This window comes from Bacillus sp. bc15, from assembly GCF_900142585.1.
Classification (GTDB): domain Bacteria; phylum Bacillota; class Bacilli; order Bacillales; family Bacillaceae_G; genus Bacillus_A; species Bacillus_A cereus.
In genome coordinates, this window is record NZ_FRBJ01000006.1 from 12725 (window position 1) to 36360 (window position 23636).

The following is a 23636-nucleotide window of genomic DNA, read 5'->3' on the forward strand; positions in this document are numbered from 1 at the left end:
CACATCTAAAGTTTTAAGAAACTGTTTTCCATCGACCTACATCGCACGTTCCTTGGAATCATATTGTTAAATATTCTAGTTACTATTTTGCTTCAACACAAAAACTGAAAGTTCAGGTACACTCCAAAATCTAACAGGCATCCTAGTAGTCCCAATGCCACGATTTACATATAAATATAACAGCTTACTCTTCCCCTCTACTTCATACATACCTTCAACATAATTCTCAGCTAGTTTGGTAGTAATTAATGGACCTACAAAAGGAATTTGGACTTGTCCTCCGTGACTATGTCCTGACAGTTGAAGATCCATTGGGTAACGATTTATTTTAGTTACAACATCCGGCTCATGTACTAATAACATGTTGAAATCATTTTGTTTCAAGTTTTTTAAAGTTGAATCTATTTGTGGCTTCCCTAATAGAAAATCATCTAAACCTGATATTGTAATATATTTGCCGTTTTCCACTTTAATTTTCTGCACTTCATTTACTAATACAGAAAAACCAGCTTCCTCCATATATTTTTTGTAAAATAAACTACCGCCCCCGCCCCTATCATGATTCCCAAACACAGCATATTTCCCTAAGGGCGCGTAAATTTTCTGCAAAATAGCCTTTGCTTCTTCTCTTTCCGCACTATAAGACCCAAATTTATCTATTAAATCTCCAGTAAAAACTACGATATCTGGATGTATTTCATTCATCTTCTCCACCAAATGTTCAAGTTGCTTCAATGTAAACTCTGGCCCTAAATGTACATCTGAAAACTGCAATATTTTTTTATTATTAAACTCTTTAGGAATTGTAGAAGCTTCTATTTCATTCCACGTAACTGTTACTAGTTTTCGTTCTATTTCTGTCGCATAATAATACAAACTTACTGGTATCATTAATATACTTATAAAACTAATAATAAATATCTTTATGATTGATTTTTTTCGTTCTTTTTTTACATGATTCGTATTCATGTTTTCACCTCTACAAACACTTTAAATCCTTATTGTTACATTCATGTGACAACATGAACAATGTTATCAATTTTTAATTCCCTCTCTATTCACTTTGACAATTTTATACAGAAGTCATAACATATTTTTATAATACATAGATTTTTGAAATTTTTTCTATTCATTCCATCATTTTATTACGGAGGGATTATTCATGTCTGTATTTACACCAGAAGAAATTACGGAACTTGCTGCGAATTCAGGAAGGAAAAAAGCTCATTTATCATTGCTCCCTATGCTAATTCTTGGTTTTTTTGGTGGTGCTTTTATCGCATTAGGGTATTTACTCGATATTCATGTTATTGGGACAATGCCAAAATATTGGGGATCATTTTCTAGTTTTCTAGGCGCTGCTGTATTCCCTGTTGGTCTTATTCTCGTTATTCTTGCAGGCGGTGAACTAGTAACTGGTAACATGATGACAGTTTCTATGGCCTGGCTCCAAAAGAAAATTACTTTATTTTATTTCATACGAAATTTAGTTATTGTTACATTTAGCAATTTCATAGGAGCTGTATTCGTAGCCTATTTTTTCGGTCATATCGTCGGCTTAACTGAAGGAGCTTTTTTAGCGAAAACTATTTCTATCGCTCAAGCGAAACTACAAGATACACCATTGCAAGCATTTATTTCTGCAATCGGATGTAATTGGCTCGTTTGTTTAGCTGTTTGGCTCAGTATGGGAAGTAAAGAATTTATCGGAAAGATTATCGGTATTTGGTTCCCAGTTATGACTTTTGTTGCAATTGGATTTCAACACGTTGTAGCCAATATGTTTGTCATCCCAGCTGCAATTTTTGCCGGTCATTTAACTTGGATCGAATATTTTCCAAACTTCATTTTTGTTTTCTTCGGAAATTTAGTAGGAGGTATGTTATTTGTAGCACTACCTTACTTCATATCTTATAATAAGAAACTACCTTCTCATCAAGAGAAGACTGAAATGAAGAACAAATCTCTGTCCGCTTAAATGGAATGTCTATAAAATGTCCTAAAAAATATTACAAATTTCATTTTTTTTGCGAATATATGTACGTACACTTGTTCTCGAATGTTTTATACGTTATAATAACAACTTAAATAGCATTATTTACATATGAGGTGAAAAACATGAACAAAACAGAATTAATTAAAAACGTAGCACAAAATGCTGAGATTTCTCAAAAAGAAGCTACTGTAGTTGTACAAACTGTAGTAGAATCAATCACTAACACTTTAGCTGCTGGTGAAAAAGTACAACTTATCGGATTCGGTACATTCGAAGTTCGTGAAAGAGCTGCTCGTACAGGCCGTAACCCACAAACTGGTGAAGAAATGCAAATCGCAGCTTCTAAAGTACCTGCTTTCAAAGCTGGTAAAGAACTAAAAGAAGCTGTAAAATAATGAAAAATATCCTTCTCATTTATGAGAAGGATATTTTTTTCATAACATAATTAATAAAAATCTGACCATTATGCTGTTTCTTTTGTTCCTTTATGCAAATAAAACTTTTACTTTCAAAGAAAGGTTTTGCTGTAATACTCGCTTCTGTATAGATTTCCCTATGCCCTAGGTTCACTGCTTCTTTTTCTAACTTCTGTAATATGGATGAGGCTATCCTTTTCCCTTGATAATATTTATGTGTAAATAAACGATCTACGTAATGATCCTCATTATAATCTCCAAATCCGACTATCACACCATTATGATCCGCTACATAACTAATATTCTTTTCTAAAGACTTTAACCAGCTTTCTCTATCTAGTCGATCTGGTGCCCATGCCTGTAGCTGTAACTCATTATAATCTTTTGCATTAACCGTATGAACTGTTTCATAGAACAATTGTAATACTTGATTTAAATCTTCTTTCTGAAATGTTCTAATTATAATATCTTTTAACATATATAAGTCTCCTTACCAAACTACCTCTTAACTTTTCTACTACATACGATTCAATAATTCTTCTTTATTATATCGTTTTAATTTCTATACGAACAAAAAAACAATACTTATTCAAAGTATTGTTCTTTAATTCTATTCAATTACTTAATGTAACTTTTTAAGATTTTAATTTAACTCTTTGTAATCGTAATGCATTTAATACAACGGATACAGAACTAAATGCCATCGCTGCTCCAGCAACCCAAGGGGCTAAGAAGCCTAATGCCGCAATTGGAATTCCTAACGCGTTATAAGCTAATGCCCAGAATAAATTTTGTTTAATATTTCTTATCGTCATTTTACTCATAAAGATCGCATCAGCAATACTATTTAAATCACCGCGGATTAACGTTATATCCGCTGCTTCCATCGCTACATCCGTTCCCGTTCCAATTGCCATACCAATGTTCGCTGTAGCAAGAGCAGGAGCATCATTTATCCCATCTCCAACCATCGCTACTTTCTTACCATTTGCTTGCAGTTTTTTCACTTCTTCTGCTTTTCCTTCTGGCAATACTTCTGCAATTACGTGATCAATACCAACTTGCTTTGCAATCGCCTGAGCAGTTTGTGTATTATCTCCTGTAATCATCACAACGTCTAGACCCATTTTTTTCAGTCTTGCGATAGCTGCTTTTGAAGTATCTTTCACAGTATCTGCAACGGCAACTATACCAGCATATTCTTTATCGATTGCAATAAGCATTGCTGTTTTTCCTTCTCGTTCTAGCTCTTCCATTGATTTTGAAACTTCTTCAATATCAATATTGAATTTCTTCATTAATCGACGTGTGCCAATTAATAATTGTTTTCCTTCTACGACTGATTCGATACCGAATCCAGGAATCGCTTCAAACGTCTCTGAACTTGGAATATCAATTTTCTTTTCTTTAATTCCTTCCACAATCGCTTCTGCAAGTGGGTGTTCAGAATTTTTTTCTGCCGCACCTACTAAACGTAGTATTTCTTCTTCATGGAATCCATCTGCTACAATTATATCTGTTAACACAGGCTTTCCGTTTGTCACAGTACCTGTTTTATCTAGAATAACTGTATCTAATCGGTGCGTTGCTTCTAAATGCTCTCCACCTTTAAATAAAATACCATACTCAGCCGATCTTCCTGATCCTGCCATAATAGATGTAGGCGTTGCAAGACCTAATGCACATGGACAAGCGATAACAAGTACTGCTATCATTTTCTCAAGTGCTCCGCCAAAATCACCAGGTGTAACAAATATCATCCATACTGCAAATGTGATAATCGCAATCACAACTACAACCGGTACAAAAATACCTGAAATTTGATCCGCTACCCTTTGAATAGGAGCTTTTGAACCTTGTGCCTCTTCTACTACTTTAATGATTTGAGCTAATGCAGTATCTCTGCCTACTTTAGTTGCTTTCACTTTTAAAAAACCATTTTTATTTATTGTCGAACCTATTACTACATCCCCAATTGACTTATCAACAGGAATACTTTCACCCGTTAACATCGATTCATCAATCGCTGATTTTCCTTCTACAATCTCACCATCTACTGGTATTTTTTCACCAGGCTTTACATAGACGATATCACCAGCTACTACTTCTTCAATCAAAATTTTTATTTCTGTTCCATCTCGCACAACTGTAGCTGTCTTCGCTTGTAAACCCATCAATTTTTTAATTGCTTCTGATGAGCGCCCTTTTGCTTTCGCTTCAAATAATTTACCTAAAATAATTAATGTAATAAGTACCGCACTCGTTTCAAAATATAAATCTGTCATATGTTCCGAAGAACCAATAGATTGAATACTTAAATATACACTATAGAAGTACGCGGCCGACGTTCCAAGCGCCACGAGAACATCCATATTAGCACTTTTATTGCGTAACGCTTTATAAGCCCCAACATAAAACTGTCCACCAATGATAAATTGAACAGGAGTTGCAAGTGCTAGTTGCACCCAAGGGTTCATTAACATATCCGGTAAATAAATAAATGACGTAAATGAGAAATGACTAACCATTGCCCACAATAATGGGAAAGATAAAATAAACGAAATAATAAACTTCTTCTTTTGTCTTTCAATTTCTTGTAATCGATGATCAGTTGATGCATCTTGATCATCTGGTTTCACTTCTAATTTATATCCTAGCTTCGTAATCGCGCTCTTCATTTCATTTACATTAACTTCATCAGGATTAAAGTCTACTGTGGCTGATTCTAAAGCAAAATTTACTGTCGCCTTGTTCACACCATCTAACTTATTTAAACGCTTTTCAACTCTATTTGCACATGCTGCACATGTCATTCCTGAAACAGTAAATTCAGCTTTATCACTTACAATTCCATATCCTAATGATTCAACTTTTTCTTTAAATTGTTGCGGATTTGTTTTAGTTGGATCGTACATTATTTTTGTTTTTTCAAGCGCAAAATTTACATTTGCCTCATGAACACCTTCTACTTTTTTTAGACCTTTTTCAATTCTATTTGCACATGCCGCACATGTCATTCCTGATATTTGAAGATTGGCCTCTTTTTTTTCATTCATGTCTCTCACCTCTATATACCCTTATGAGGTATAATTATTAGCAAAATAAATCGTACTTCATTTAAAGTACGATTTATTTCCATATCTAAAAATAATTATTGAACATCGTATCCTTGATCTTCGATTACAGCAACGATATCTTTTAATGTTACAGCAGACGAGTCGATAGTAACTTCAACAGTTCCTTCTGCTAATTGAACCTTCACTTGTTCAACACCGTTTAGCTCTTTCACACTGCTTTCGATAGCATTTACACAATGTCCACAAGACATACCTTCAACTTGTAATGTTAACTGTTCCATTTAAAATCCTCCTCTTGTTTATTCATTGTTTGTTAATCACAATTATATTTTACCATACCCCCCTAAGGTAATCAATGGTTTTGTATCATGATTTTTCAATTATTTTCTAAAAGTTTATTTTACACACACTTTTTCACTACAATACACCCAAATCCAATATGAGGGTAAACAAAAAAACAAGCCAGTTAAATACTAGCTTGTTTTTACGCTTTTGAAAAACGTTCAAATACTGTCATTAATTCTTCAATTGCTTCGTCACCATTTCCATTTTTAATAGCTCCTGAAACACAATGACTCGTATGATTTTTGAGAACGCCCATTCCTACTTTTTTCATCGCTGCATTAATCGCTGAAATTTGCACTAAAATATCTACGCAATAACGATCATTTTCAATCATGTTTTGAATACCGCGGACCTGTCCTTCAATTCTCTTTAATCTATTTATAATCTGTTCTTTTTCTTTTTCTGATCTATGTGTTACTGCTTCATGCTCTTTATGATCCATATTATCACCTTCTTAAAGTTTCTCTTCATCCAATAAAACAATTGTTTTTTATGAGTATACCAATTATAGCATTAAATATCTACGCATGATACCCCATAAGAGTATATTTACACTTTATGATTATTCTTAACAACTCATTAGCTTCTTAATCTCAATTTTCAGTATACCCTTTCCTTTTTGTCAAAAAATCATTATATCTCTCATCAAAATTCAATAAAGTGAAACAAGAATAAGCGGGGATTACCCGCCCCCGCTTATTCTTCGTCTATAATGTTTAAATTAAAATTTTTAGATATTTAATCCGAGAATTTTTCTTTCCATATATAATTATTGCTGATCACATACTTTTGTATCATTCACTACTGAAGTTCCTTCAACGGTTACCGTATGAAAACAGTCATTTACTCGAACTGTCACAACATTATCTTGCCGATCAATGATATGATATTCATTAAAATTTTTATTTAGAGCACTGCGAATTTGTTCTCCTTCATAAATTGGAATGCCATGCGATAAAACCCAAATAAGTCCAGCGATAGCAAGAATAGTTTTCATACGATCTACCTCCTTGGGAATATAGTGAACTTTTAATCCATGCTTTTTCAACTCTACGAATCATGATTGAAATAAACCAAGCCTTTTTGGAAATAAATTCATTTCGTCTATTTTATGTTTATGCTAATTGTGACCGATTTGTGACAACTTTTTGTCTCTTTAGACGAAAAGTTGAAACAAAACTTTCGAAAAGGACAATTCTACATATTAAAAAAGGTTATGGAATGTTTTATCCATAACCTTTTTTCCTATACGTAACTAATAAACCTCAATCCTTTACTTAAAGACGTCGGCACAACAGATGCATGATTCTCCCCTTCAGCTTCATAAAACTTAAATTTAAGTTTATCGTGGTTTACTTGGAGAAGGCGCTCTGATAATTCATTTGCACCTACAACCATATGCTCTCGTTCAAGTGATCCAACTGTAAGGAACACTCCTGTTTCAAACTTAGCATTGTTTAATTCAATTATAAGGTTCTCTTCTTTTTCAAGAACGGATTTATTATTCCACCATATAGATGGACTACTAATAAAATAATTTTGAAAAGCATTCAAGTTTGTAAATAGTATATGCAAAGCGAATAGGCCACCTAAAGAATGCCCAAATAAAGTTTGCTTACCTTTATCAATCTCAAAATTCTTTTCAATTTGTGGTTTCAGTTCTTCTTCAATAAAAGTAAAGAAATTATGTGCCCCTCCTGTTTTAGGCCACGGTTTACCGTCTGGTTTTAAAGGGGCATCTTTTGAAATTACGCTAGGCGTAAAATCATAGCACCTTTCTTCCCCTGAAAATGCGCCTTCAATTGGATAACCCACTCCTACTATAATAGCTGGTGAAACACCGGTTTTTTCCGCTCTTACTGATTGTATTTTAACTGCTTCATGAAATGTTTGAAAAAAGGCATTGCCATCTAATACGTAAATGACAGGATATCCTGAATCCGGTGCTGGTTGCCTCGGCTTTGAAATATGAATTTGATATTCCTTACCTTCTAATTTTGAATACATTTTCCACTGCTCTGTATTAGATGTTATAATCTGCTGTTTTTCAACTGTAGTATTCACCCTATCCCCCCCTTTTTAACTTGTTACATATATTTCGATTTTTTCTTCTTGAGATACAACGCTATCATAACCGAAACAAACAGGAGCCCCGTTATACGGATCAATCATGACACGTGCATCAATATGAAATACTTCTTTTAACACTTCATTTGTAATGATTTCTTCTGGGCTACCAGTTGTAACAATTTCTCCTTCCTTCATTGCAATAATTTCATCTGAAAACCTTGATGCATGGTTAATATCATGTAATACCATAACAACCGTACAATTATGTTCTTTATTTAACTTCTCCACAATTTGTAATACATCTAATTGATGAGACATATCAAGGTATGTAGTTGGCTCATCTAATAGCAACACTTCTGTTTCTTGTGCTAATGCCATCGCTAGCCATACCTTTTGTCTTTGGCCACCTGATAAATTTGCAATTTGTCTCGTTCGAAATTCAGAAGTTTTCGTTATATCTAATGCCCAATCAATCATTTCTTTATCTTTTGTCGTTAACTTATTTACGTTATTTCGATGTGGATAGCGTCCATAAGAAATTAATTCTTCCACTTTAAGTTCACCTGGTGCAATTGGAGTTTGCGGGAGTAAAGCTAACTGCTTCGCAATTTCTTTCGTTGGAATTGTATGTAAATCTTGCCCTTGTAAATATACTTTTCCGCTTTTTTGTTTTAAAATTCTTCCCATTGTTTTTAACAATGTCGATTTACCGCAACCGTTTGGACCTATAATTGTCGTTACTTTTCCTTCTTGTATTTCCACATTTAAATCGCGAAACACTGTAAGCTTTTCATAACTTGTTTCTAAATTTTTTGCACTTAAAATACTCACTTTTATTCCTCCTCTTACGCTTTCGCCTTATAAAGTAAATATAAGAAATATGGTACACCGACAATAGAAATAACGATTCCAACTGGTAGCTCTACAGGTGTGAAAACTGTTTTCGCAATAAAGTCTGAAGCAATTACAAGAAACATTCCGATTACGCCGCACGTAGGAATTATATACTTATGTTGAATACCGACAAGCCTTTTCGCAATATGCGGTGCCATTAAGCCAATAAAACCGATACTCCCTGAAACAGCAACACATGCGCTCACAAGCCCGATACTACTTAATAGTAAAATCGATTTCTCTCTTTCTACTGAAACACCTAAACTTGTAATACTAGTTTCTTCCAATTGAAATAAATCTAATAAATAAGCTTTCTTTTGTATAAGCGGAATTAAGATAATAAGCCATGGTAACATAGCCACAATATACTTCCAGTTCGCACTATATATGCTTCCAGACACCCACACTGCGGCCATTTCAAAATCAGTTGACTTCATTTTGAGTGATAAATACATAGAAAAGGCTCCAAATCCTGATCCAATTGCAATTCCTGTTAATAAAAGTCGCTGCGAATCTAATTTACCGTTTTTCCAAGAAAACAGATAAATGATGATAGCTGCACCTAATCCGCCTACTAAACCAAACATTGGCATCATCATAATAGAAACCCAGTCTGTGCTTTTTAATTGCCCTTGAAAGAAAAACATAAAAATGACGATCGCTGTTCCTGCTCCGGCATTTACTCCTAAAATACCTGGGTCCGCCAATCCATTTCTCGTAATCCCTTGAATAACAGCACCCGCAACACCAAGACCTAATCCTACTAATCCAGCAATTACGATACGCGGAAGACGAAACTCAAAAATAACTAAATCATGTTCTGGTACTGGATCAATTCTAAACAGTGTTTTAAATACATCTGTAATAGTAATGTCGAACGTACCATTTGTTAAACTAATATAAATAGCACATAGTATTAAAAATATAATAATCCCCATCGTCATTCCGAAACGTTGACTTGAACTTTTAAGCATGTCTCTCTCCTCCTCTAGTACGGATTAAATAGAGGAAGAAAGGAATTCCAATTAAGGAGGTAACGACTCCAATAGGTGTTTCAAATGGATAGTTTACAAATCTACTCAAAACGTCACATAACGCTAAGAAAACGCCACCAATAACACCTGCACATGGTAAAATCCACTTATAATCTACCCCAATTATAAAGCGGGTAATGTGCGGAATAATTAAACCTACAAAACCAACTTTCCCCACTAAAGCAACTGCTGTTCCTGTTAAGAAAATTACCGATAAAATTGCCATCGCTTTAACTAGTTTTGTACGTTGCCCTAAATTAATAGAAACCTCTTCGCCTAATGAAAGAATGGTAATAGATTTTGATATTAACAGTGCTAAAATTATTCCAATTATCCCAAACGGTATCGTGATTTTAATGATATTAGGATCTACTTGATCTAACTTTGCATTAAACCAAAAACTAACATTTTGAGAAATTTGGAAATACGAAGCCATTGCAGCCGATACACTACTTAAAAATGTTCCAATAACTGTTCCTATAATCGCTAACCTAACTGGTGATAAGCCATTTTGAAGGAGCGAACCAAAACCAAACACGATACCGGCGCCTAGTGCAGAACCAATCATTGAACATAAAACCATACCAATTGATGACATTCCCGGAAGAAAAATCATGCTAAGTGTAATAACAAAGGCAGCGCCATCCGTCACACCCATAATAGAAGGGGATGCAAGATAGTTTCTTGTCATCCCCTGCATAAGTGCTCCTGATATGGCTAGAAATGCTCCGACTAAAAGAGCTGCAACTACCCTTGGTAAACGTGAAGTAATAATAATATTATGGTTTACATCGCTTGAATCAAAATGAAATAATGCGTTCCACACTGTTTCAGCGTCAATACTTTTTGCCCCATACAAAATCGAAAGTATAATTGTAAATAAGATGAGTATGGGTGCTATACATAATATAGTTACTGGTACTGCATTTGTTTTCTGCATATCATTCAACGCACCTTACTTATTGTATTATTTAGATAAATTTTTCACGGCTTCTTTTAAGAATGCTGTTTTACTCCAAGCTGTACCACCTTGTGCCATTGGGTCTACAACATTTACAAATACTTTCTTTTCTTTCGCAGCGTTCATACTTTGCCAAATTGGATTATTTTCAATGTCTTCTAACACTTTCGGTTTATTATTTTCACTTGCCTCGTATTGTAAGAAGATATAATCAGGATTAACTTCAGCTAATTTTTCTAAAGAAATTTTTTCTTGTGCTTTTACCGTTTTAAGTTGTTCTGGAGCAGTTAGTCCAAGATCTTTATAAATTACAGGGTTAAAGTATACTCCTTCTGGGTATAGGAATAAGTCATTTGCTCTTAGTCTAATGACAAGTACTTTTTTATCTTTTAACTTATCTCCTAGTTTTGCTTTTGCTTTTTCAGCGTCCGAATTGTAGTCTTTAATAATTTTTTCTGCTTTATCTTTTTTACCAGTTAATTCTCCCATTAACTTTAGGTTATCTTCCCAATTTGTTGAAACGTGTGATACCGGGAATGTAGGAGCTACTTTCGTAAACTTTTCAGCTGTTTCTGCTGGGAATTTCGTACTTGATGTAATAACGTCTGGTTTTAATTGAAGTAATGTTTCGAAATTTGGTTCCATTTTCTCACCAACAGATTTCGCACCTTCTAAATCTTTCTCAAGATACTTCGGTAATTTACCACCAACAGTAATGGCACCAACTGGTTTAATTCCAAGTACTGCCGCATCTTCCATTGACTCTAAACTAGCTGTCGCAATTTTATCTACTTTTGCTGGCACTGTATATTCTTTACCTAAATATGTAATTTTTCGTTTTTCATCTTTTTTCGTTTCCGTAGCTTTTGTCTGTTGTTTTTGCTCGCCTGAAGTTTTATCCGCACTATTACATGCCGCTAAACCTACACTTAAAACTGTAACCATCCCTAATGTAAATAACTTTTTATTCATCTTTATATATCTCCTCTCGAATTTTCCAAACTATATTCTCAATAAAATTTAACTATATGAAACTTGTCTTACATATATATTTCATTAGATTAATAATTCTATCCAGAACTCATTCTCGTTCACTTCCCCTAAGCTATAATTCTTTTATACCTCATCCATTGATAATTTTTTCATTGATAATGATTATCGTTACTAAGTATATATTTAATATGCAATTATTTCAAGAAAGATTTGAAAAATTTTAACAAACTGAATTAAAAAAGAAGTATCCGCCTAATGTTAGATGGATACTTCTTTTTTTAGAAATTTATATGTAATTCAACTGGACAATGGTCAGATCCCATTACTTCACTATTAATTTTCGCTTCTGTTATTTGGTCTTTCATTCTTTCCGAAACAACAAAATAATCTAAACGCCATCCGATATTTTTCGCTCTCGCGCCCATACGATACGACCACCACGAGTATGCACCTTCTTGATCAGGATAAAGGTAACGATATGTATCAACAAACCCTTCTTCTAAAATACATGAAAATTTCTCTCGTTCCTCATCAGAGAATCCAGGGTTTTTACGATTACTTTTTGGATTTTTCAAATCGATTTCTTTATGAGCAACATTTAAATCTCCACAAAAAATAACTGGTTTTTTCTCATCTAATCGTTTGATATAGGACCTGAAATCATCTTCCCATTTCATTCTGTAATCTAATCGTTCTAATCCACGTTTTGAATTTGGTGTATATAACGTTATCATGTAAAAATCTTCGAATTCTAAAGTAATAAGTCGTCCTTCTTGATCATGCTCTTCAATGCCTAAACCATATGTAACTGAAAGCGGTTCTTTTTTTGAAAAAATAGCCGTTCCTGAATATCCTTTTTTCACAGCATAATTCCAGTATGTATAATATCCCTCTAGATTTAAATCAATTTGCCCTTCTTGTAATTTAATCTCTTGTAGACAAAATATGTCAGCACTTGATTCCTCAAGATATTCCAAAAATCCACCTTTTGCGATAACAGCTCGCAAACCATTTACATTCCATGAAATTAACTTCATTTATAGTCCTCCTCTTGATGTTTATTTCCAAATTTCATGCTATCACAAAATAGAAAACAATCATATTTTCACCTTTGTAATCTTGCTCTTACATTTATGAATACATACATACGCACTTTATTCAGGTTATACTAATTTCAGAGGTGATGTTCTATGCACAAGGAAGGAGTTACATTAACAAATGAGTTTTGGCAAGCAATTATTCATAATGATTCTTCCTATGATAGCAAATTCTTTTATGCTGTGAAATCAACTGGAATCTTTTGCAGACCATCATGCAAATCAAGAATACCGAATAGAAACAATGTACGAATTTTTCATCATGCAGAGCAAGCATTAAGTGAAAACTTTCGCCCGTGCAAACGTTGTAAGCCAAACGGGATCACTTTACCTAATGAAGAGTGGGTAGAACAAATTAAAGACTATATCGAAAAGCATTATGACGAATCCTTAACTCTCGACATGCTTGCGGAAATGTGTCACGGTAGCCCTTTTCATTTACAGCGTACTTTCAAAAGAATAATAGGGCTAACTCCTATAGAATATATACAACAATTGAGGGTTCTTAAAGCAACCGAATACCTTTTACACACAAATCAATCTATTAAAGAAATTAGTACTGCTGTCGGGATAGAAAACCCAGAGTATTTCGCAACTTTATTTAAAAAGAAAACCGGATTTACTCCTACTGAATATCGAAAAAAGAACGAAATGAAAGAGGGATACGATAATGAATTCCTACAAAAATAATTATATATATTGGACGCTACTTACACATGAAAATTGGCGATTTCATATTGCTGCAACTGAAAATGGACTATGCTTCATTGGATCACAAGAAGAAAACTTTGAAGAATTAAATATATGGGCTAGAAAAAAACTGCCCCAACATATATTGATCCATAGTCCAGATTACTTGCTAATATATGCGAAAGAAGTTATCGAGCATTTAGAAAACAAGCGAGAAACTTTCACATTTCCTATCGATGCTTATGGAACTAATTTTCAATTATCTGTTTGGAATGCGGTACGTGAAATTCCTTATGGAAAGACATATTCTTATACAGAAATTGCTGAAAGAATTCAAAAACCTAAAGCTGTGCGCGCCGTTGCTTCTGCTATTGCTGCTAACCCTCTTCTTATTACAATTCCTTGTCACCGCGTTATTGGGAGGAATGGGAAACTAACCGGATTTAGGGGTGGATTAGAAATGAAGAAAAAATTGCTTACATTAGAAAAGGTGCAGGTGGAATTCATATGACAGCAGAATATAATAGCGCATTATCTGTAGCAGTTCCGAAAGAATTTTGTTTTCAAGAAAATTTACGCTATCTATCACGTTCGAACAATGAATGTATGTTCCATATTGAAGACAACAAAATTTATAAAGTTATCCCTGTTCAAGATGTAAATCCTTTAGTTGAAATTAGTGTAAATACAGATGGAAATATTCAAATACGTTGTTTAGAAGAACCATATACATCTGAAAAATCGATACGTGAAGCTGTAGTTAACTATGTAAAAGAATGGTTTGATTTAACTACTGATTTAGCCCCATTTTATACATTAGCTGAACATGATTTACTCCTTCAAGGACCAATTGAACAATATTATGGCCTTCGTACTTTAGGCATTCCAGACTTATTTGAGGCACTTTCCTGGGGAATTATCGGTCAACAAATTAACCTAACATATGCTTATACGCTAAAAAGGAGATTAGTTGAGCAATTTGGAAGTTATGTAGAATGGGACGGTAGAAAACATTGGATATTCCCATCACCTGAAACAATTGCAAATCTACATGTAGAAAATCTTCAACAATTAAAAATGACGACTAGAAAATGTGAATATTTAATCGGTATTGCGAAGCTTATTACAGAGAGAAAATTATCAAAAGAGGATTTACTGCAAACACAAGATGTAAAGGTTGCTGAGAAACAATTAACTGCTATCCATGGTATAGGACCATGGACTGCCAACTATGTTTTAATGCGTTGTTTAAGATTTCCTTCGGCTTTTCCAATTGATGATGTTGGTCTGCATAATGCAATTAAATTTATAACAGGTTCCGAAAATAAACCGACAAAAAATGAAATAAAAGATTTCGCGGCAAACTGGGCTAATTGGGAGTCTTATGCGACTTTTTATTTGTGGCGAGTACTATATTAAAAGAACCAAGTAGCACATTCGTACTACTTGGTTCTTTTTTAAGCTTGCTCCTCAAAACGTCTTGCAATTTCCACAATAACTTGAACGGCTTTTTCCATAGTATCTACCGAAACATACTCAAATTTACCGTGATAGTTTTCACCACCAGTGAAAATATTCGGCGTCGGTAATCCCATATATGATAATTGTGATCCATCTGTGCCTCCGCGAATCGGATGAATATTTGGTTCAATGTCTAAACTTTTCATTGCTTCATATGCAATATCAACAATTTCTCTTACCGGTTCAATTTTTTCAAGCATGTTATAGTATTGATCATTCATTTCTAAAACGACTGCATCTTCGCCATATTTTTCTTGCATAGTCTTCACAATATTTTTAACGTTATTTTTACGTGCCTCAAAATTTTCACGATCAAAGTCTCGAATAATATAATACGCTTTACTTTGCTCAACATCACCATTTAAAGAAAGTAAATGATAGAATCCTTCATAGCCTTCTGTATATTCTGGCGCCTCTTCTACTGGTAAATACCCATTAAACTCCATAGCAAGTTTAGTAGCATTGCGCATTTTATTTTTCGCTGTTCCAGGATGTGTATTCGTTCCGTTAAACGTTAACTTAGCACCTGCAGCATTAAAACTTTCATACTCTAAACCACCTAATGGACCTCCATCCATCGTATAAGCGAATGATGCACCAAACGCTTCTACATCAAAATGCGCTGGCCCACGACCAATTTCTTCATCCGGTGTAAATGCTACTCTTATTTTCCCGTGCTTAATTTGCGGATTATGTATTAAATGGTTCATTGCAACCATAATTTCGGTAAGACCAGCTTTATCATCTGCTCCTAGCAGTGTTGTACCATCAGTTGTAATAATCGTATGTCCTTTATATGATGGTAATTCTGGGAACTGCTCTGGTGTTAACACAACATTTAGCTCTTCATTTAACGTAATTGCATTACCATCAAAATTTTCATGAATTTGTGGTTTGACGTTTTTCCCTGTAAAGTCTGTTGCCGTATCTAAATGGGCTAAAAATCCGATTACAGGAACATCCTTGTCCGTATTAGCTGGAAGTGTTGCCATTACATAGCCATTATCATCCATCGTTACTTCTGTTAAACCAATTTCTTTTAGCTCTTCCACTAATAACTTACCAAACTCAATTTGTCCTGGTGTTGTTGGTACTGTATGACTTTCTTCATTTGATTGCGTATCAATTTTTACATATCTCGTAAATCTTTCAATAAGTTCTTGTTTCAAGTTCATTCACTCCCTTTTATGTTTCTCCCTCCATTATAATCCTTAAAACGAAATATTTTAACTTTTTTGACTGTGAAGATGTATATTTCATTTACATTGTTAACACTTTTAAACGAATGATAAAAAGACATAATATTTGTACATTAAAACTGTAACAGGTAACATACATAATTATAAAATATGGGAGGTTGTAAAGATGAGGCTAACTCTCTTTCGCTATTTTCTTTTTTTCTTAGGATTAATTTTCTTTGGCCTTGGAAACGCTCTTGCAGTCAAAGTTAAATTTCTCGGCTTGCACCCTTGGGAAGTTTTAAATATGGCTCTCTACCAAAAGTTTGGATGGACCATCGGTACGTGGAGTGTCATATGTGGGTTATGTCTCGTTCTAATATCTTTACTAGTAGATCGAAAATATATAAATGTGGGGACATTTTTGAATGCACTACTTATCGGTCCCATTATGGACTTTTTCTTACAATCAAACATGCTTCCAGACGCTAGTAATTATTTATGGATAAACTTACTCATTTTATTTTCTGGTATTGCCATTACAGGTATCGGGGGAGGTATGTACGTTGCGGCTGGGATTGGCGCTGGACCCCGTGATGGATTCATGCTTACTATTTCAGACAAAACAGGACTTTCTATTAGCCGTGCTAGAATCATAGTAGAATGTATTGTACTAGTTATTGGATTTATGCTAGGAGGTCCTGTTTTCATCGTAACTTTTCTGTACACCTTTATTCAAAGTCCAATCTTTCAGCAATCATTTAAGATGTTTCAAACACTTTTACATACTTTACATGGCAAAAAGAAAATTAGCGAACATATTTAAAGTACAGCTTAATACAAATAAATCCACCCTATTTACGACTCTCATCGCAAATAGGGTGTTTCTGTTTTTATCTCGCAATTTAAGAATATATACTACTCATTTACAATAAAAGTATATACATCATCATAAATACAGCCATTTACTTTAATCACATACTTCCCAGATTTATTAAAACTAATTGTGTATTTATTTAACTGAATTGCTTCTTTATCTCCAGAAAGAATATCAATGCTTCTGCCACTTAATACATACAATTCATTTAGATTCATCGTTACATCAATTGTATTGAAATTTTCCACTTTCACTTGCTGTGCTTCCGCAACGCTTACACTAGGTTCTAAAAACAGTAGTCCACTTAATCCAATCGTCCCCGCTAAAGCAACTCCCGCAAACTTTTTAATCTGTTTCATTACAATGACCTCCTTATAGATTTTGCGTAAAGGTGATGTCCCCCTTACACCACAAAGCCTATATGTAATGAAATGAAAAGTAAACGGGGACTGTAAGACAAAATTCTACATCTTTTTCTCCTATTGAATATAAATCCAACGTTTGCAGTTTTGACACATTTAAAATTGTTTCTCTAAACCAATTCCCCCATAATTTATACAAATACTGAATAATTACTTATTGATTTAACATTCTAAAAATAGTTGATAAAGATGCTTTCTATTCAAAAAAAGACTTTGCTATAAAAGTAACTTTTACAACAAAATCCATGCAACTAATTTTATTCCGCTTTCCATAATCTCTTTACATTCATTAATTGTTCTTCTTTAAACTCCATCTTATATATATCCGGTTTTGACGTATTCATTAAAAATTCAAAACCATATTGTTTATCAAAATAGTTCATCATTAATGTCATGACAAGCCCATGTGTACCAATTACAATTTTGCATCCTCGAAAATCCATTAAGATTTCTTTTAATACTTTCACTACTCTTCTCTGGCAATCTGCATATGACTCTCCTTCCGTTCGTGCAAAGTCCGGATTAGAGAACATCTTCTGTACAAGTGGATACACCTCTTTGTCTGATATAACCTGATCCTCACTTGAAAACATACACTCTTTAAGATTTTCATATACTACTATTTCTTTTTCATGGAAATTAGCTGACTCCTCTATCGTTAGCATAGCCCGATTATAAGGACTGGAAATAAAAGTATCAATCCTCTCCGATTTTAATATGTCAGTTACTCCACGGGCATCCATATGTCCCCTCTCAGTTAATCCACGCATTCTTTCATTTCCTTCTAGTTTTGGTGATTCACCATGTCTAACCATATAAATATATGTGCTCATAATTTCTCCTTAAAATTTTTTATAAAGTGAAACTTTAATCAGCCCTCACTAATCGGGCTGCCCGGCAAATAGCGAGATAAGTTAATAAATCACGTTCATTTATCCCATTTCAACACTTAGGGGTAATACTAAAATACTTTATAAACTGTGCTAATTTGTTCGTCTAATCCATTCTCCTACTAAACTCTCAAATAATTCAGGCTGCTCAATTTGTAAATTATGCCCTGCCATATCTAACACTGCTAATGTTGCCCTTGGATATTCTTCAATAATTTCTATAATATTTTGATAACCTACTGATATATCTTGTCTTCCAGTCAGTAAAAGAACGGGATTTTCATATTTTTCATGCTGAAAATCCATAGTAAGAGAGTAATTCTTTTGCAACCTTTCAATAAATTCATAATTAGCAACATCTAACCCAGGCTTAATTTCTTCTTTAAATCGCTTATATGTATATTCATTTGCTATTACAGCTAACTCACAAAACTCCTCTCTGTCTGCGGAAGTGAGCGTATTTAAAAATTCCTGATCTTGTACAATTACCTGTTTATCTGGAAGAATCCTTTTTTCTGGCTCCGCTACAACAACAGGACATACTAATAATAATCCGCTAACTCTCTCAAACATCTTTGTAAGTATACCTTTGGCTAAATAGCCTCCATATGATTCTCCTACCAATAAAAATTTTTCAGTACAAATGATTTCCTCAATAAATGTGATAAGCACTTCTACTATACAATCTGAACTATTTATCCAATTTGGAGCATTCGATTTTCCCATTCCGGGTAAATCAATATATATTCGCTTATAACCTTCATATTTCTGAAATACTGATTCCATACATTTCATCATTAACCTATGGTCAGGGGCGCAGCCATGTATGATAATGACCGGTTTACCCTCTCCCACAATTTCATAGTATATTTCTGCATCTTTAATTCGATATATCATAAAAAAACCTCCCTATTTAGTGGCAATACTATTCCACTCTGTAAGAATACACGTTCTTATTTTATATCTTTTCCTAACATTTCTACAAATATTAATTTTCAGACTAAAAATAAAAAGCCCCATCATTTTATATGCAATTTTGCATCTCCACTTACAAATCACTAAAAAAACTTTACAATTCAAAGGATGACTAAATATACAATTTCTATTTAAAGTCTTGATACAGTCTATACTATCAACCGCAATATTTTTTCAACTTTAAGAATACTTATACTCTTTAACACTTTCCTTATAAACATGATTTTTATAAGGAAATCTGATACAATTCTTAAATAATATTATTATGTATAGATATAACGAACATAGTTCATAATTAAAGAAGGTGATTTCATTGAAATTAAATAAAAATTTACAATTATGTATATTAATCGGAACATTAATATGCTATTCAATCTATTTTATGTTTTTCTATCTGTTCCCTACTCATTTTTCAAATTCAGATGTACGCTTCGCTTCACTTATCGTCGAAGCCATTACATTTGTATCACTGATTTACTCTATATATTCTAAAAAAGTCAGTTCAAATCCATTTTGGATATGTATTACAATAGCAATTGGTAGTTTTTTATTAGGGAAAATAGTATATACATATCAAGATAGCTTCTTCGAAATTCCAATAGATCGTTTTACTATTTCTGATGTATTTTACATGTTTTTTCTATTTTTCTGTCTTATCGCTTTCTGCTATAAAATTTTAAAGGAATGCAATAAATGGGAAAAAGCGTTCTTTATTTGTGATATATGCATAGTGCTTACTTCCATATTTACATTAGAATGGTATTTATTTAATCAGCCAAATTTAAATATATTCGCTCTTTCACTAGGGGATGTTTTCCTTTCATTTTTATACCCAATTGCAGATTTATTATTTCTACTGCTAGGTGTTAGTCTCTTTTTCCGTCCAACAATTTTTAATTCCAAACGGAAAATTTATATCTTTATTTTTGTATTAATAAGTTCTGCAACTTTTAACTATATTTATTTTTACTTAAATAACCATTTATCAACTGAAACGATAACATTATTACGTCTTTTATATAGAATACCTATATTACTTATTGCAATAGCTGGCTCTATTTCAGAAGATCATAATAGCCATAAAAATTATTTCATTGTAAACCCTATAATAGGAAAAAAAGCTTTAGTTGTATTTCCCTATCTTGCTGTTGCAATACTAATCGGGTTTACATTAAAAGAACAAACATCATCTTCAACTCTCATTACAGGGAATTGTATTACTTTTATTTTCGTACTCATTCGTCATTCTATCGTACGTATGCAAAACAATTCCTTAACAAAACGTTTACAGGCATTTAATGCCCAACTAGAAAAAAAAGTTACTGTACGGACGTCTGATTTAGTTCATAAATCAGAGGCTCTTTCTCAAAAACAACAAAAGTTTAAATCATTATATGAATATCATCCTGACCCTATTTTCACCATTGATTTAAATGGAACATTCTTAAATGTAAATAAGGCTGGGAGTGTACTACTTGGGGCACCAACGGATGAGTTACTAGGCGAAACTTGTTTTTCGATCATTTTAGATGAAGATAAGCATAAGCTAGCATTGGCATTAGAAAAAGTGAAACAACAAGAATCTGCATTCTTACAACTTAGTTCTCAATATAAAGATGGCTTTACTTATTTTTTATACGTTACAATCATTCCTATTATAATAGACGGACAAATTTCAGGAAGCTATATTATGGTGAAAGATATTACTGCACTAAAAAAACAGCAAGAAGAAATAAAATATTTAGCATTCCATGACACTGTAACGAAAATTGGGAACCGTGCCTTTTTCCATAAGAAATTAAAGAGAGTTATAAAAAATGCTAAAATAACAGAAAGCGAGTTTGCATTATTATATTTAGATTTAGATCGCTTTAAAGCAATTAACGATACACTTGGACATTCGTCAGGAGATTACATATTAGAAGAAGTAGCAAAGCGATTCCAATCATGTCTTCCATCACATACTCATCTTTCAAGAATCGGTGGCGATGAATTTACAATCATAATTGAAAACTATACTGACGAAGATTACTTATTCCAATTATGTAACCAATTATTTGAATGCATGAAAAAATCATTTATCATACATGAGCATAAATTAACTTTATCACTGAGTATCGGTATCGCTATTTATCCACATTCCGGAATCGATACCGCTACACTTCTGAAAAACGCTAATGTTGCAATGTATGATGCAAAAGCAAAAGAGCTTAATTCTGTCTCTATTTATGACGATGTAATCGCTAAAAAAATTGAAAGACGATTACGATTAGAAAAAGATTTACCAAACGCACTACAAAATGAAGAATTGTTCCTTTTGTATCAACCTCAAGTTGATAGTGAATCTAATAAAATTATCGGTGCAGAAGCTTTAATTAGGTGGAATCATCCTGAATTAGGTATTATTTCTCCATACGAGTTTATTCCGATTGCAGAAGAAACACTACAAATTATTTCAATAGGAAAATGGACATTAGAGCAGGCTTGTAAGCAAATGAAACGTTGGCACGCACTCGGATATTCACATTTAAAAATAGGTGTAAATTTATCTGCTAAAGAATTTGAACAAGAGGATTTTGTAAAATCTATTTCTTCTACTTTAACAAATACAGGTTTACCAGCAAGCTCTCTTGATCTTGAATTAACAGAGCGAATTGCAATGATGGATGAGCGAGAAACATTGATAAAACTGCGTACACTAAAAAGTTTAGGGATTCACATCTCAATCGACGACTTTGGTACAGGTTATTCTTCGCTAGCCTACTTACCTTTATATCCAATTGATACGTTAAAAATCCCGAGAGAATTTATTACAATGTCTGAAACATGTGATGATGGAATGGAAATTATTAAAACGATCATCACATTAGCAAATACATTAGGAATGTCTGTCATTGCTGAAGGTGTAGAAACAAAAGAGCACGTAAATTTCCTTCAAAAAAATAAATGTCAGTTTATTCAAGGTTATTATTACAGTAAACCTATTCATATTCATGCATTTACTGAGCTATTAGAAAACGGCATTCACCGATAGTACATAACTAATTAGAATAAATAATAATGAATTTGAACAAATATAGTAAAAAGGAAAGAAGATACCTTCTTTCCTTTTGTTTTTCTATTTACATTTCTATTACTTCACCACTTCATTTATTATATCTATTATTTGATGAATTCCCTCATCATTTGTTTTCTTATATCCATTCATGTTTTGAATATATTTCTCCTTATTTGTATACAACTTATTTACTGCATGTATAAATGTATTCGTACTTACTCTGTCTTGGAGTATAACTTCAGCATATCCTTGCCGTGAAAAATATTCAGCATTTAAAACTTGATCTCCCCTACTGGAACTGTTAGTTAACGGGATAAGCAACATCGGTTTCTTCAAAAATAACAATTCAGAAATAGCAGTAGAACCCGCTCTGGAAACTACAACACTTGCCATATTTAGTATATGCGGCAACTCGTCGCCTATATATTCAAATTGTATATACCCCTCCATGCCAATAGATGGGTCTACCTTTCCTTTACCACATATATGAATAATATTAAAGTTTAATAGTATTGTATCTAAACATTCCCTTACCATATCATTTATCCACTTAGCACCTTGACTCCCACCCATAATTAATAATACTGGTTTATCTTGCTGAAATTCACAATATCTTCTTCCTCGTAATACGTTACCCTTCTCAATTTCTTCCCTTACAATTGGTCCTACATAAACCTTCTTCTCATTACTTACATTTTCTCCTGTCTGAGGAAATGTTGTGCATAGCTTTGTAGCAAAAGGTAATGCTATTTTATTGGCAAGTCCTAATGTGCTATCTGGTTCACGTATAATTATAGGCACACGATTTAACCATGCTCCTATAGCTACAGGAACTGAAACAAATCCTCCTGCTGAAAAGATAACGTCAGGCTTTGTTTTCTTAATTAATTTATAACTTTGTAAACAACCTCGTATAATTTTAAAAGGATCTTTAAAATTTTCCCAATCCCAATATCTCCTAAGCTTGCCCGTTGAAACACTATTGTATTTAACATTTTGCACTAATGATTTTTCAATTCCATTTTTTGATCCAATATACTCGACTCTCCAGCCTTTCTCTATAAATTTAGGAATTAATACAATATTAATCATAACGTGTCCGGCTGTACCGCCCCCAGTAAAAAGAATCGTTTTGCTCATAA

Annotated in this window: 24 protein-coding genes; 7 read left to right on the forward strand and 17 right to left on the reverse strand. The window is 33.3% G+C overall.

All coding sequences use genetic code 11. The features are described from left to right. Positions 1 to 75 precede the first annotated feature (75 nt). A complete protein-coding gene (locus BUA87_RS19235) occupies positions 76 to 969 on the reverse strand; it encodes a metallophosphoesterase (protein WP_001095330.1) in 894 nt (297 codons plus the stop codon). Positions 970 to 1162: 193 nt separating this feature from the next. Here BUA87_RS19235 and BUA87_RS19240 point away from each other — a divergent pair, with 193 nt between their 5' ends. Both BUA87_RS19240 and BUA87_RS19245 read left to right on the forward strand, forming a co-directional pair. After that, positions 1163 to 1978 carry a formate/nitrite transporter family protein gene (locus tag BUA87_RS19240; RefSeq protein WP_000110543.1) on the forward strand — a complete coding sequence of 272 codons (816 nt, stop codon included), beginning with the start codon at positions 1163 to 1165 and terminating at the stop codon, positions 1976 to 1978. Between the two features lie 140 nt (positions 1979 to 2118). After that, complete coding sequence (locus tag BUA87_RS19245; RefSeq protein WP_001043904.1) at positions 2119 to 2391, forward strand: HU family DNA-binding protein; 273 nt, start codon at positions 2119 to 2121, stop codon at positions 2389 to 2391. A gap of 19 nt (positions 2392 to 2410) precedes the next feature. On the opposite strand, the gene BUA87_RS19250 is transcribed toward BUA87_RS19245, so the two are convergent. The 11 genes from BUA87_RS19250 to BUA87_RS19300 all read right to left on the reverse strand — a co-directional run bounded on the left by BUA87_RS19250 (position 2411) and on the right by BUA87_RS19300 (position 12823). Continuing rightward, positions 2411 to 2890 carry a GNAT family N-acetyltransferase gene (locus BUA87_RS19250; RefSeq protein ID WP_061138998.1) on the reverse strand — a complete coding sequence of 160 codons (480 nt, stop codon included), beginning with the start codon at positions 2888 to 2890 and terminating at the stop codon, positions 2411 to 2413. Between the two features lie 157 nt (positions 2891 to 3047). Continuing rightward, the gene (locus BUA87_RS19255; protein ID WP_001003176.1) at positions 3048 to 5468 is read right to left on the reverse strand and encodes a heavy metal translocating P-type ATPase; all 2421 of its coding nucleotides are present in this window, start codon (positions 5466 to 5468) and stop codon (positions 3048 to 3050) included. A gap of 95 nt (positions 5469 to 5563) precedes the next feature. Then, entirely contained in the window at positions 5564 to 5770 is a 207-nt protein-coding gene (gene copZ, locus BUA87_RS19260; protein ID WP_000436973.1) for a copper chaperone CopZ, read from the reverse strand. 203 nt (positions 5771 to 5973) lie between these two features. Then, the gene (locus BUA87_RS19265; RefSeq protein WP_000349637.1) at positions 5974 to 6276 is read right to left on the reverse strand and encodes a metal-sensing transcriptional repressor; all 303 of its coding nucleotides are present in this window, start codon (positions 6274 to 6276) and stop codon (positions 5974 to 5976) included. Positions 6277 to 6603: 327 nt separating this feature from the next. Then, positions 6604 to 6831, reverse strand: a complete 228-nt coding sequence (locus BUA87_RS19270) for a hypothetical protein (protein ID WP_000849103.1) — start codon at positions 6829 to 6831, stop codon at positions 6604 to 6606. A 248-nt stretch (positions 6832 to 7079) separates the two neighbouring features. Continuing rightward, positions 7080 to 7898 (reverse strand): alpha/beta hydrolase, encoded by an 819-nt coding sequence (locus BUA87_RS19275; RefSeq protein ID WP_001098701.1) that lies wholly within the window; start codon positions 7896 to 7898, stop codon positions 7080 to 7082. 15 nt (positions 7899 to 7913) lie between these two features. Then, positions 7914 to 8735, reverse strand: coding sequence for an ABC transporter ATP-binding protein (locus BUA87_RS19280; protein ID WP_000025766.1), 822 nt, complete (start codon positions 8733 to 8735; stop codon positions 7914 to 7916). Positions 8736 to 8749: 14 nt separating this feature from the next. Then, positions 8750 to 9772, reverse strand: coding sequence for a FecCD family ABC transporter permease (locus tag BUA87_RS19285; protein WP_000920450.1), 1023 nt, complete (start codon positions 9770 to 9772; stop codon positions 8750 to 8752). Next, positions 9765 to 10772, reverse strand: a complete 1008-nt coding sequence (locus BUA87_RS19290) for a FecCD family ABC transporter permease (RefSeq protein ID WP_001173040.1) — start codon at positions 10770 to 10772, stop codon at positions 9765 to 9767. Before BUA87_RS19290 ends, BUA87_RS19285 begins: the two co-directional genes overlap by 8 nt. A 27-nt stretch (positions 10773 to 10799) precedes the next feature. Next, positions 10800 to 11765 carry an iron-hydroxamate ABC transporter substrate-binding protein gene (locus BUA87_RS19295; protein WP_001035498.1) on the reverse strand — a complete coding sequence of 322 codons (966 nt, stop codon included), beginning with the start codon at positions 11763 to 11765 and terminating at the stop codon, positions 10800 to 10802. Between the two features lie 299 nt (positions 11766 to 12064). Beyond that, positions 12065 to 12823, reverse strand: a complete 759-nt coding sequence (locus BUA87_RS19300; protein WP_016512427.1) for an exodeoxyribonuclease III — start codon at positions 12821 to 12823, stop codon at positions 12065 to 12067. 153 nt (positions 12824 to 12976) lie between these two features. Here BUA87_RS19300 and BUA87_RS19305 point away from each other — a divergent pair, with 153 nt between their 5' ends. From BUA87_RS19305 to BUA87_RS19315, 3 genes are read left to right on the forward strand one after another with little or no spacing between them, the layout of a single operon-like run. Continuing rightward, positions 12977 to 13573 carry a bifunctional transcriptional activator/DNA repair enzyme AdaA gene (locus BUA87_RS19305; protein ID WP_000548600.1) on the forward strand — a complete coding sequence of 199 codons (597 nt, stop codon included), beginning with the start codon at positions 12977 to 12979 and terminating at the stop codon, positions 13571 to 13573. After that, a complete protein-coding gene (locus BUA87_RS19310; RefSeq protein ID WP_001089831.1) occupies positions 13554 to 14084 on the forward strand; it encodes a methylated-DNA--[protein]-cysteine S-methyltransferase in 531 nt (176 codons plus the stop codon). The genes BUA87_RS19305 and BUA87_RS19310 overlap by 20 nt, the downstream gene beginning before the upstream one ends. Beyond that, complete coding sequence (locus tag BUA87_RS19315; protein WP_000123518.1) at positions 14081 to 14992, forward strand: DNA-3-methyladenine glycosylase 2; 912 nt, start codon at positions 14081 to 14083, stop codon at positions 14990 to 14992. Before BUA87_RS19310 ends, BUA87_RS19315 begins: the two co-directional genes overlap by 4 nt. Before the next feature lie 38 nt (positions 14993 to 15030). On the opposite strand, the gene pepT is transcribed toward BUA87_RS19315, so the two are convergent. After that, on the reverse strand, positions 15031 to 16263 hold the full coding sequence (pepT, locus tag BUA87_RS19320; RefSeq protein WP_000807014.1) for a peptidase T: 1233 nt from the start codon (positions 16261 to 16263) through the stop codon (positions 15031 to 15033). 196 nt (positions 16264 to 16459) lie between these two features. Here pepT and BUA87_RS19325 point away from each other — a divergent pair, with 196 nt between their 5' ends. Continuing rightward, entirely contained in the window at positions 16460 to 17098 is a 639-nt protein-coding gene (locus BUA87_RS19325) for a YczE/YyaS/YitT family protein (RefSeq protein ID WP_001241256.1), read from the forward strand. Between the two features lie 92 nt (positions 17099 to 17190). Here the strand turns inward: BUA87_RS19325 and BUA87_RS19330 are convergent, their stop codons facing one another. From BUA87_RS19330 to BUA87_RS19340, 3 genes are all read right to left on the reverse strand, one after another. Further along, positions 17191 to 17508 carry a hypothetical protein gene (locus tag BUA87_RS19330; RefSeq protein ID WP_016512426.1) on the reverse strand — a complete coding sequence of 106 codons (318 nt, stop codon included), beginning with the start codon at positions 17506 to 17508 and terminating at the stop codon, positions 17191 to 17193. A gap of 320 nt (positions 17509 to 17828) precedes the next feature. Then, complete coding sequence (locus BUA87_RS19335) at positions 17829 to 18404, reverse strand: histidine phosphatase family protein (protein WP_000109174.1); 576 nt, start codon at positions 18402 to 18404, stop codon at positions 17829 to 17831. A 150-nt stretch (positions 18405 to 18554) separates the two neighbouring features. Next, on the reverse strand, positions 18555 to 19358 hold the full coding sequence (locus BUA87_RS19340) for an alpha/beta fold hydrolase (protein WP_000640326.1): 804 nt from the start codon (positions 19356 to 19358) through the stop codon (positions 18555 to 18557). A 391-nt stretch (positions 19359 to 19749) separates the two neighbouring features. Between BUA87_RS19340 and BUA87_RS19345 the strand changes: the two genes are divergently transcribed. After that, complete coding sequence (locus tag BUA87_RS19345) at positions 19750 to 22470, forward strand: sensor domain-containing protein (protein ID WP_072940495.1); 2721 nt, start codon at positions 19750 to 19752, stop codon at positions 22468 to 22470. 99 nt (positions 22471 to 22569) lie between these two features. On the opposite strand, the gene BUA87_RS19350 is transcribed toward BUA87_RS19345, so the two are convergent. After that, positions 22570 to 23634 (reverse strand): undecaprenyldiphospho-muramoylpentapeptide beta-N-acetylglucosaminyltransferase, encoded by a 1065-nt coding sequence (locus tag BUA87_RS19350; protein ID WP_072940498.1) that lies wholly within the window; start codon positions 23632 to 23634, stop codon positions 22570 to 22572. Positions 23635 to 23636 lie beyond the last annotated feature (2 nt).

What these genes read in the sequence shown, in the direction of transcription:
- BUA87_RS19235 (WP_001095330.1), bottom strand. Translation starts at nt 969, where the DNA reads ATGAATACGAATCATGTAAAAAAAGAACGAAAAAAATCAATCATAAAG.
- BUA87_RS19240 (WP_000110543.1), top strand. Translation starts at nt 1,163, where the DNA reads ATGTCTGTATTTACACCAGAAGAAATTACGGAACTTGCTGCGAATTCA.
- BUA87_RS19245 (WP_001043904.1), top strand. Translation starts at nt 2,119, where the DNA reads ATGAACAAAACAGAATTAATTAAAAACGTAGCACAAAATGCTGAGATT.
- BUA87_RS19250 (WP_061138998.1), bottom strand. Translation starts at nt 2,890, where the DNA reads ATGTTAAAAGATATTATAATTAGAACATTTCAGAAAGAAGATTTAAAT.
- BUA87_RS19255 (WP_001003176.1), bottom strand. Translation starts at nt 5,468, where the DNA reads ATGAATGAAAAAAAAGAGGCCAATCTTCAAATATCAGGAATGACATGT.
- copZ (WP_000436973.1), bottom strand. Translation starts at nt 5,770, where the DNA reads ATGGAACAGTTAACATTACAAGTTGAAGGTATGTCTTGTGGACATTGT.
- BUA87_RS19265 (WP_000349637.1), bottom strand. Translation starts at nt 6,276, where the DNA reads ATGGATCATAAAGAGCATGAAGCAGTAACACATAGATCAGAAAAAGAA.
- BUA87_RS19270 (WP_000849103.1), bottom strand. Translation starts at nt 6,831, where the DNA reads ATGAAAACTATTCTTGCTATCGCTGGACTTATTTGGGTTTTATCGCAT.
- BUA87_RS19285 (WP_000920450.1), bottom strand. Translation starts at nt 9,772, where the DNA reads ATGCTTAAAAGTTCAAGTCAACGTTTCGGAATGACGATGGGGATTATT.
- BUA87_RS19290 (WP_001173040.1), bottom strand. Translation starts at nt 10,772, where the DNA reads ATGCAGAAAACAAATGCAGTACCAGTAACTATATTATGTATAGCACCC.
- BUA87_RS19295 (WP_001035498.1), bottom strand. Translation starts at nt 11,765, where the DNA reads ATGAATAAAAAGTTATTTACATTAGGGATGGTTACAGTTTTAAGTGTA.
- BUA87_RS19300 (WP_016512427.1), bottom strand. Translation starts at nt 12,823, where the DNA reads ATGAAGTTAATTTCATGGAATGTAAATGGTTTGCGAGCTGTTATCGCA.
- BUA87_RS19305 (WP_000548600.1), top strand. Translation starts at nt 12,977, where the DNA reads ATGCACAAGGAAGGAGTTACATTAACAAATGAGTTTTGGCAAGCAATT.
- BUA87_RS19310 (WP_001089831.1), top strand. Translation starts at nt 13,554, where the DNA reads ATGAATTCCTACAAAAATAATTATATATATTGGACGCTACTTACACAT.
- BUA87_RS19315 (WP_000123518.1), top strand. Translation starts at nt 14,081, where the DNA reads ATGACAGCAGAATATAATAGCGCATTATCTGTAGCAGTTCCGAAAGAA.
- BUA87_RS19325 (WP_001241256.1), top strand. Translation starts at nt 16,460, where the DNA reads ATGAGGCTAACTCTCTTTCGCTATTTTCTTTTTTTCTTAGGATTAATT.
- BUA87_RS19330 (WP_016512426.1), bottom strand. Translation starts at nt 17,508, where the DNA reads ATGAAACAGATTAAAAAGTTTGCGGGAGTTGCTTTAGCGGGGACGATT.
- BUA87_RS19335 (WP_000109174.1), bottom strand. Translation starts at nt 18,404, where the DNA reads ATGAGCACATATATTTATATGGTTAGACATGGTGAATCACCAAAACTA.
- BUA87_RS19340 (WP_000640326.1), bottom strand. Translation starts at nt 19,358, where the DNA reads ATGATATATCGAATTAAAGATGCAGAAATATACTATGAAATTGTGGGA.
- BUA87_RS19350 (WP_072940498.1), bottom strand. Translation starts at nt 23,634, where the DNA reads ATGAGCAAAACGATTCTTTTTACTGGGGGCGGTACAGCCGGACACGTT.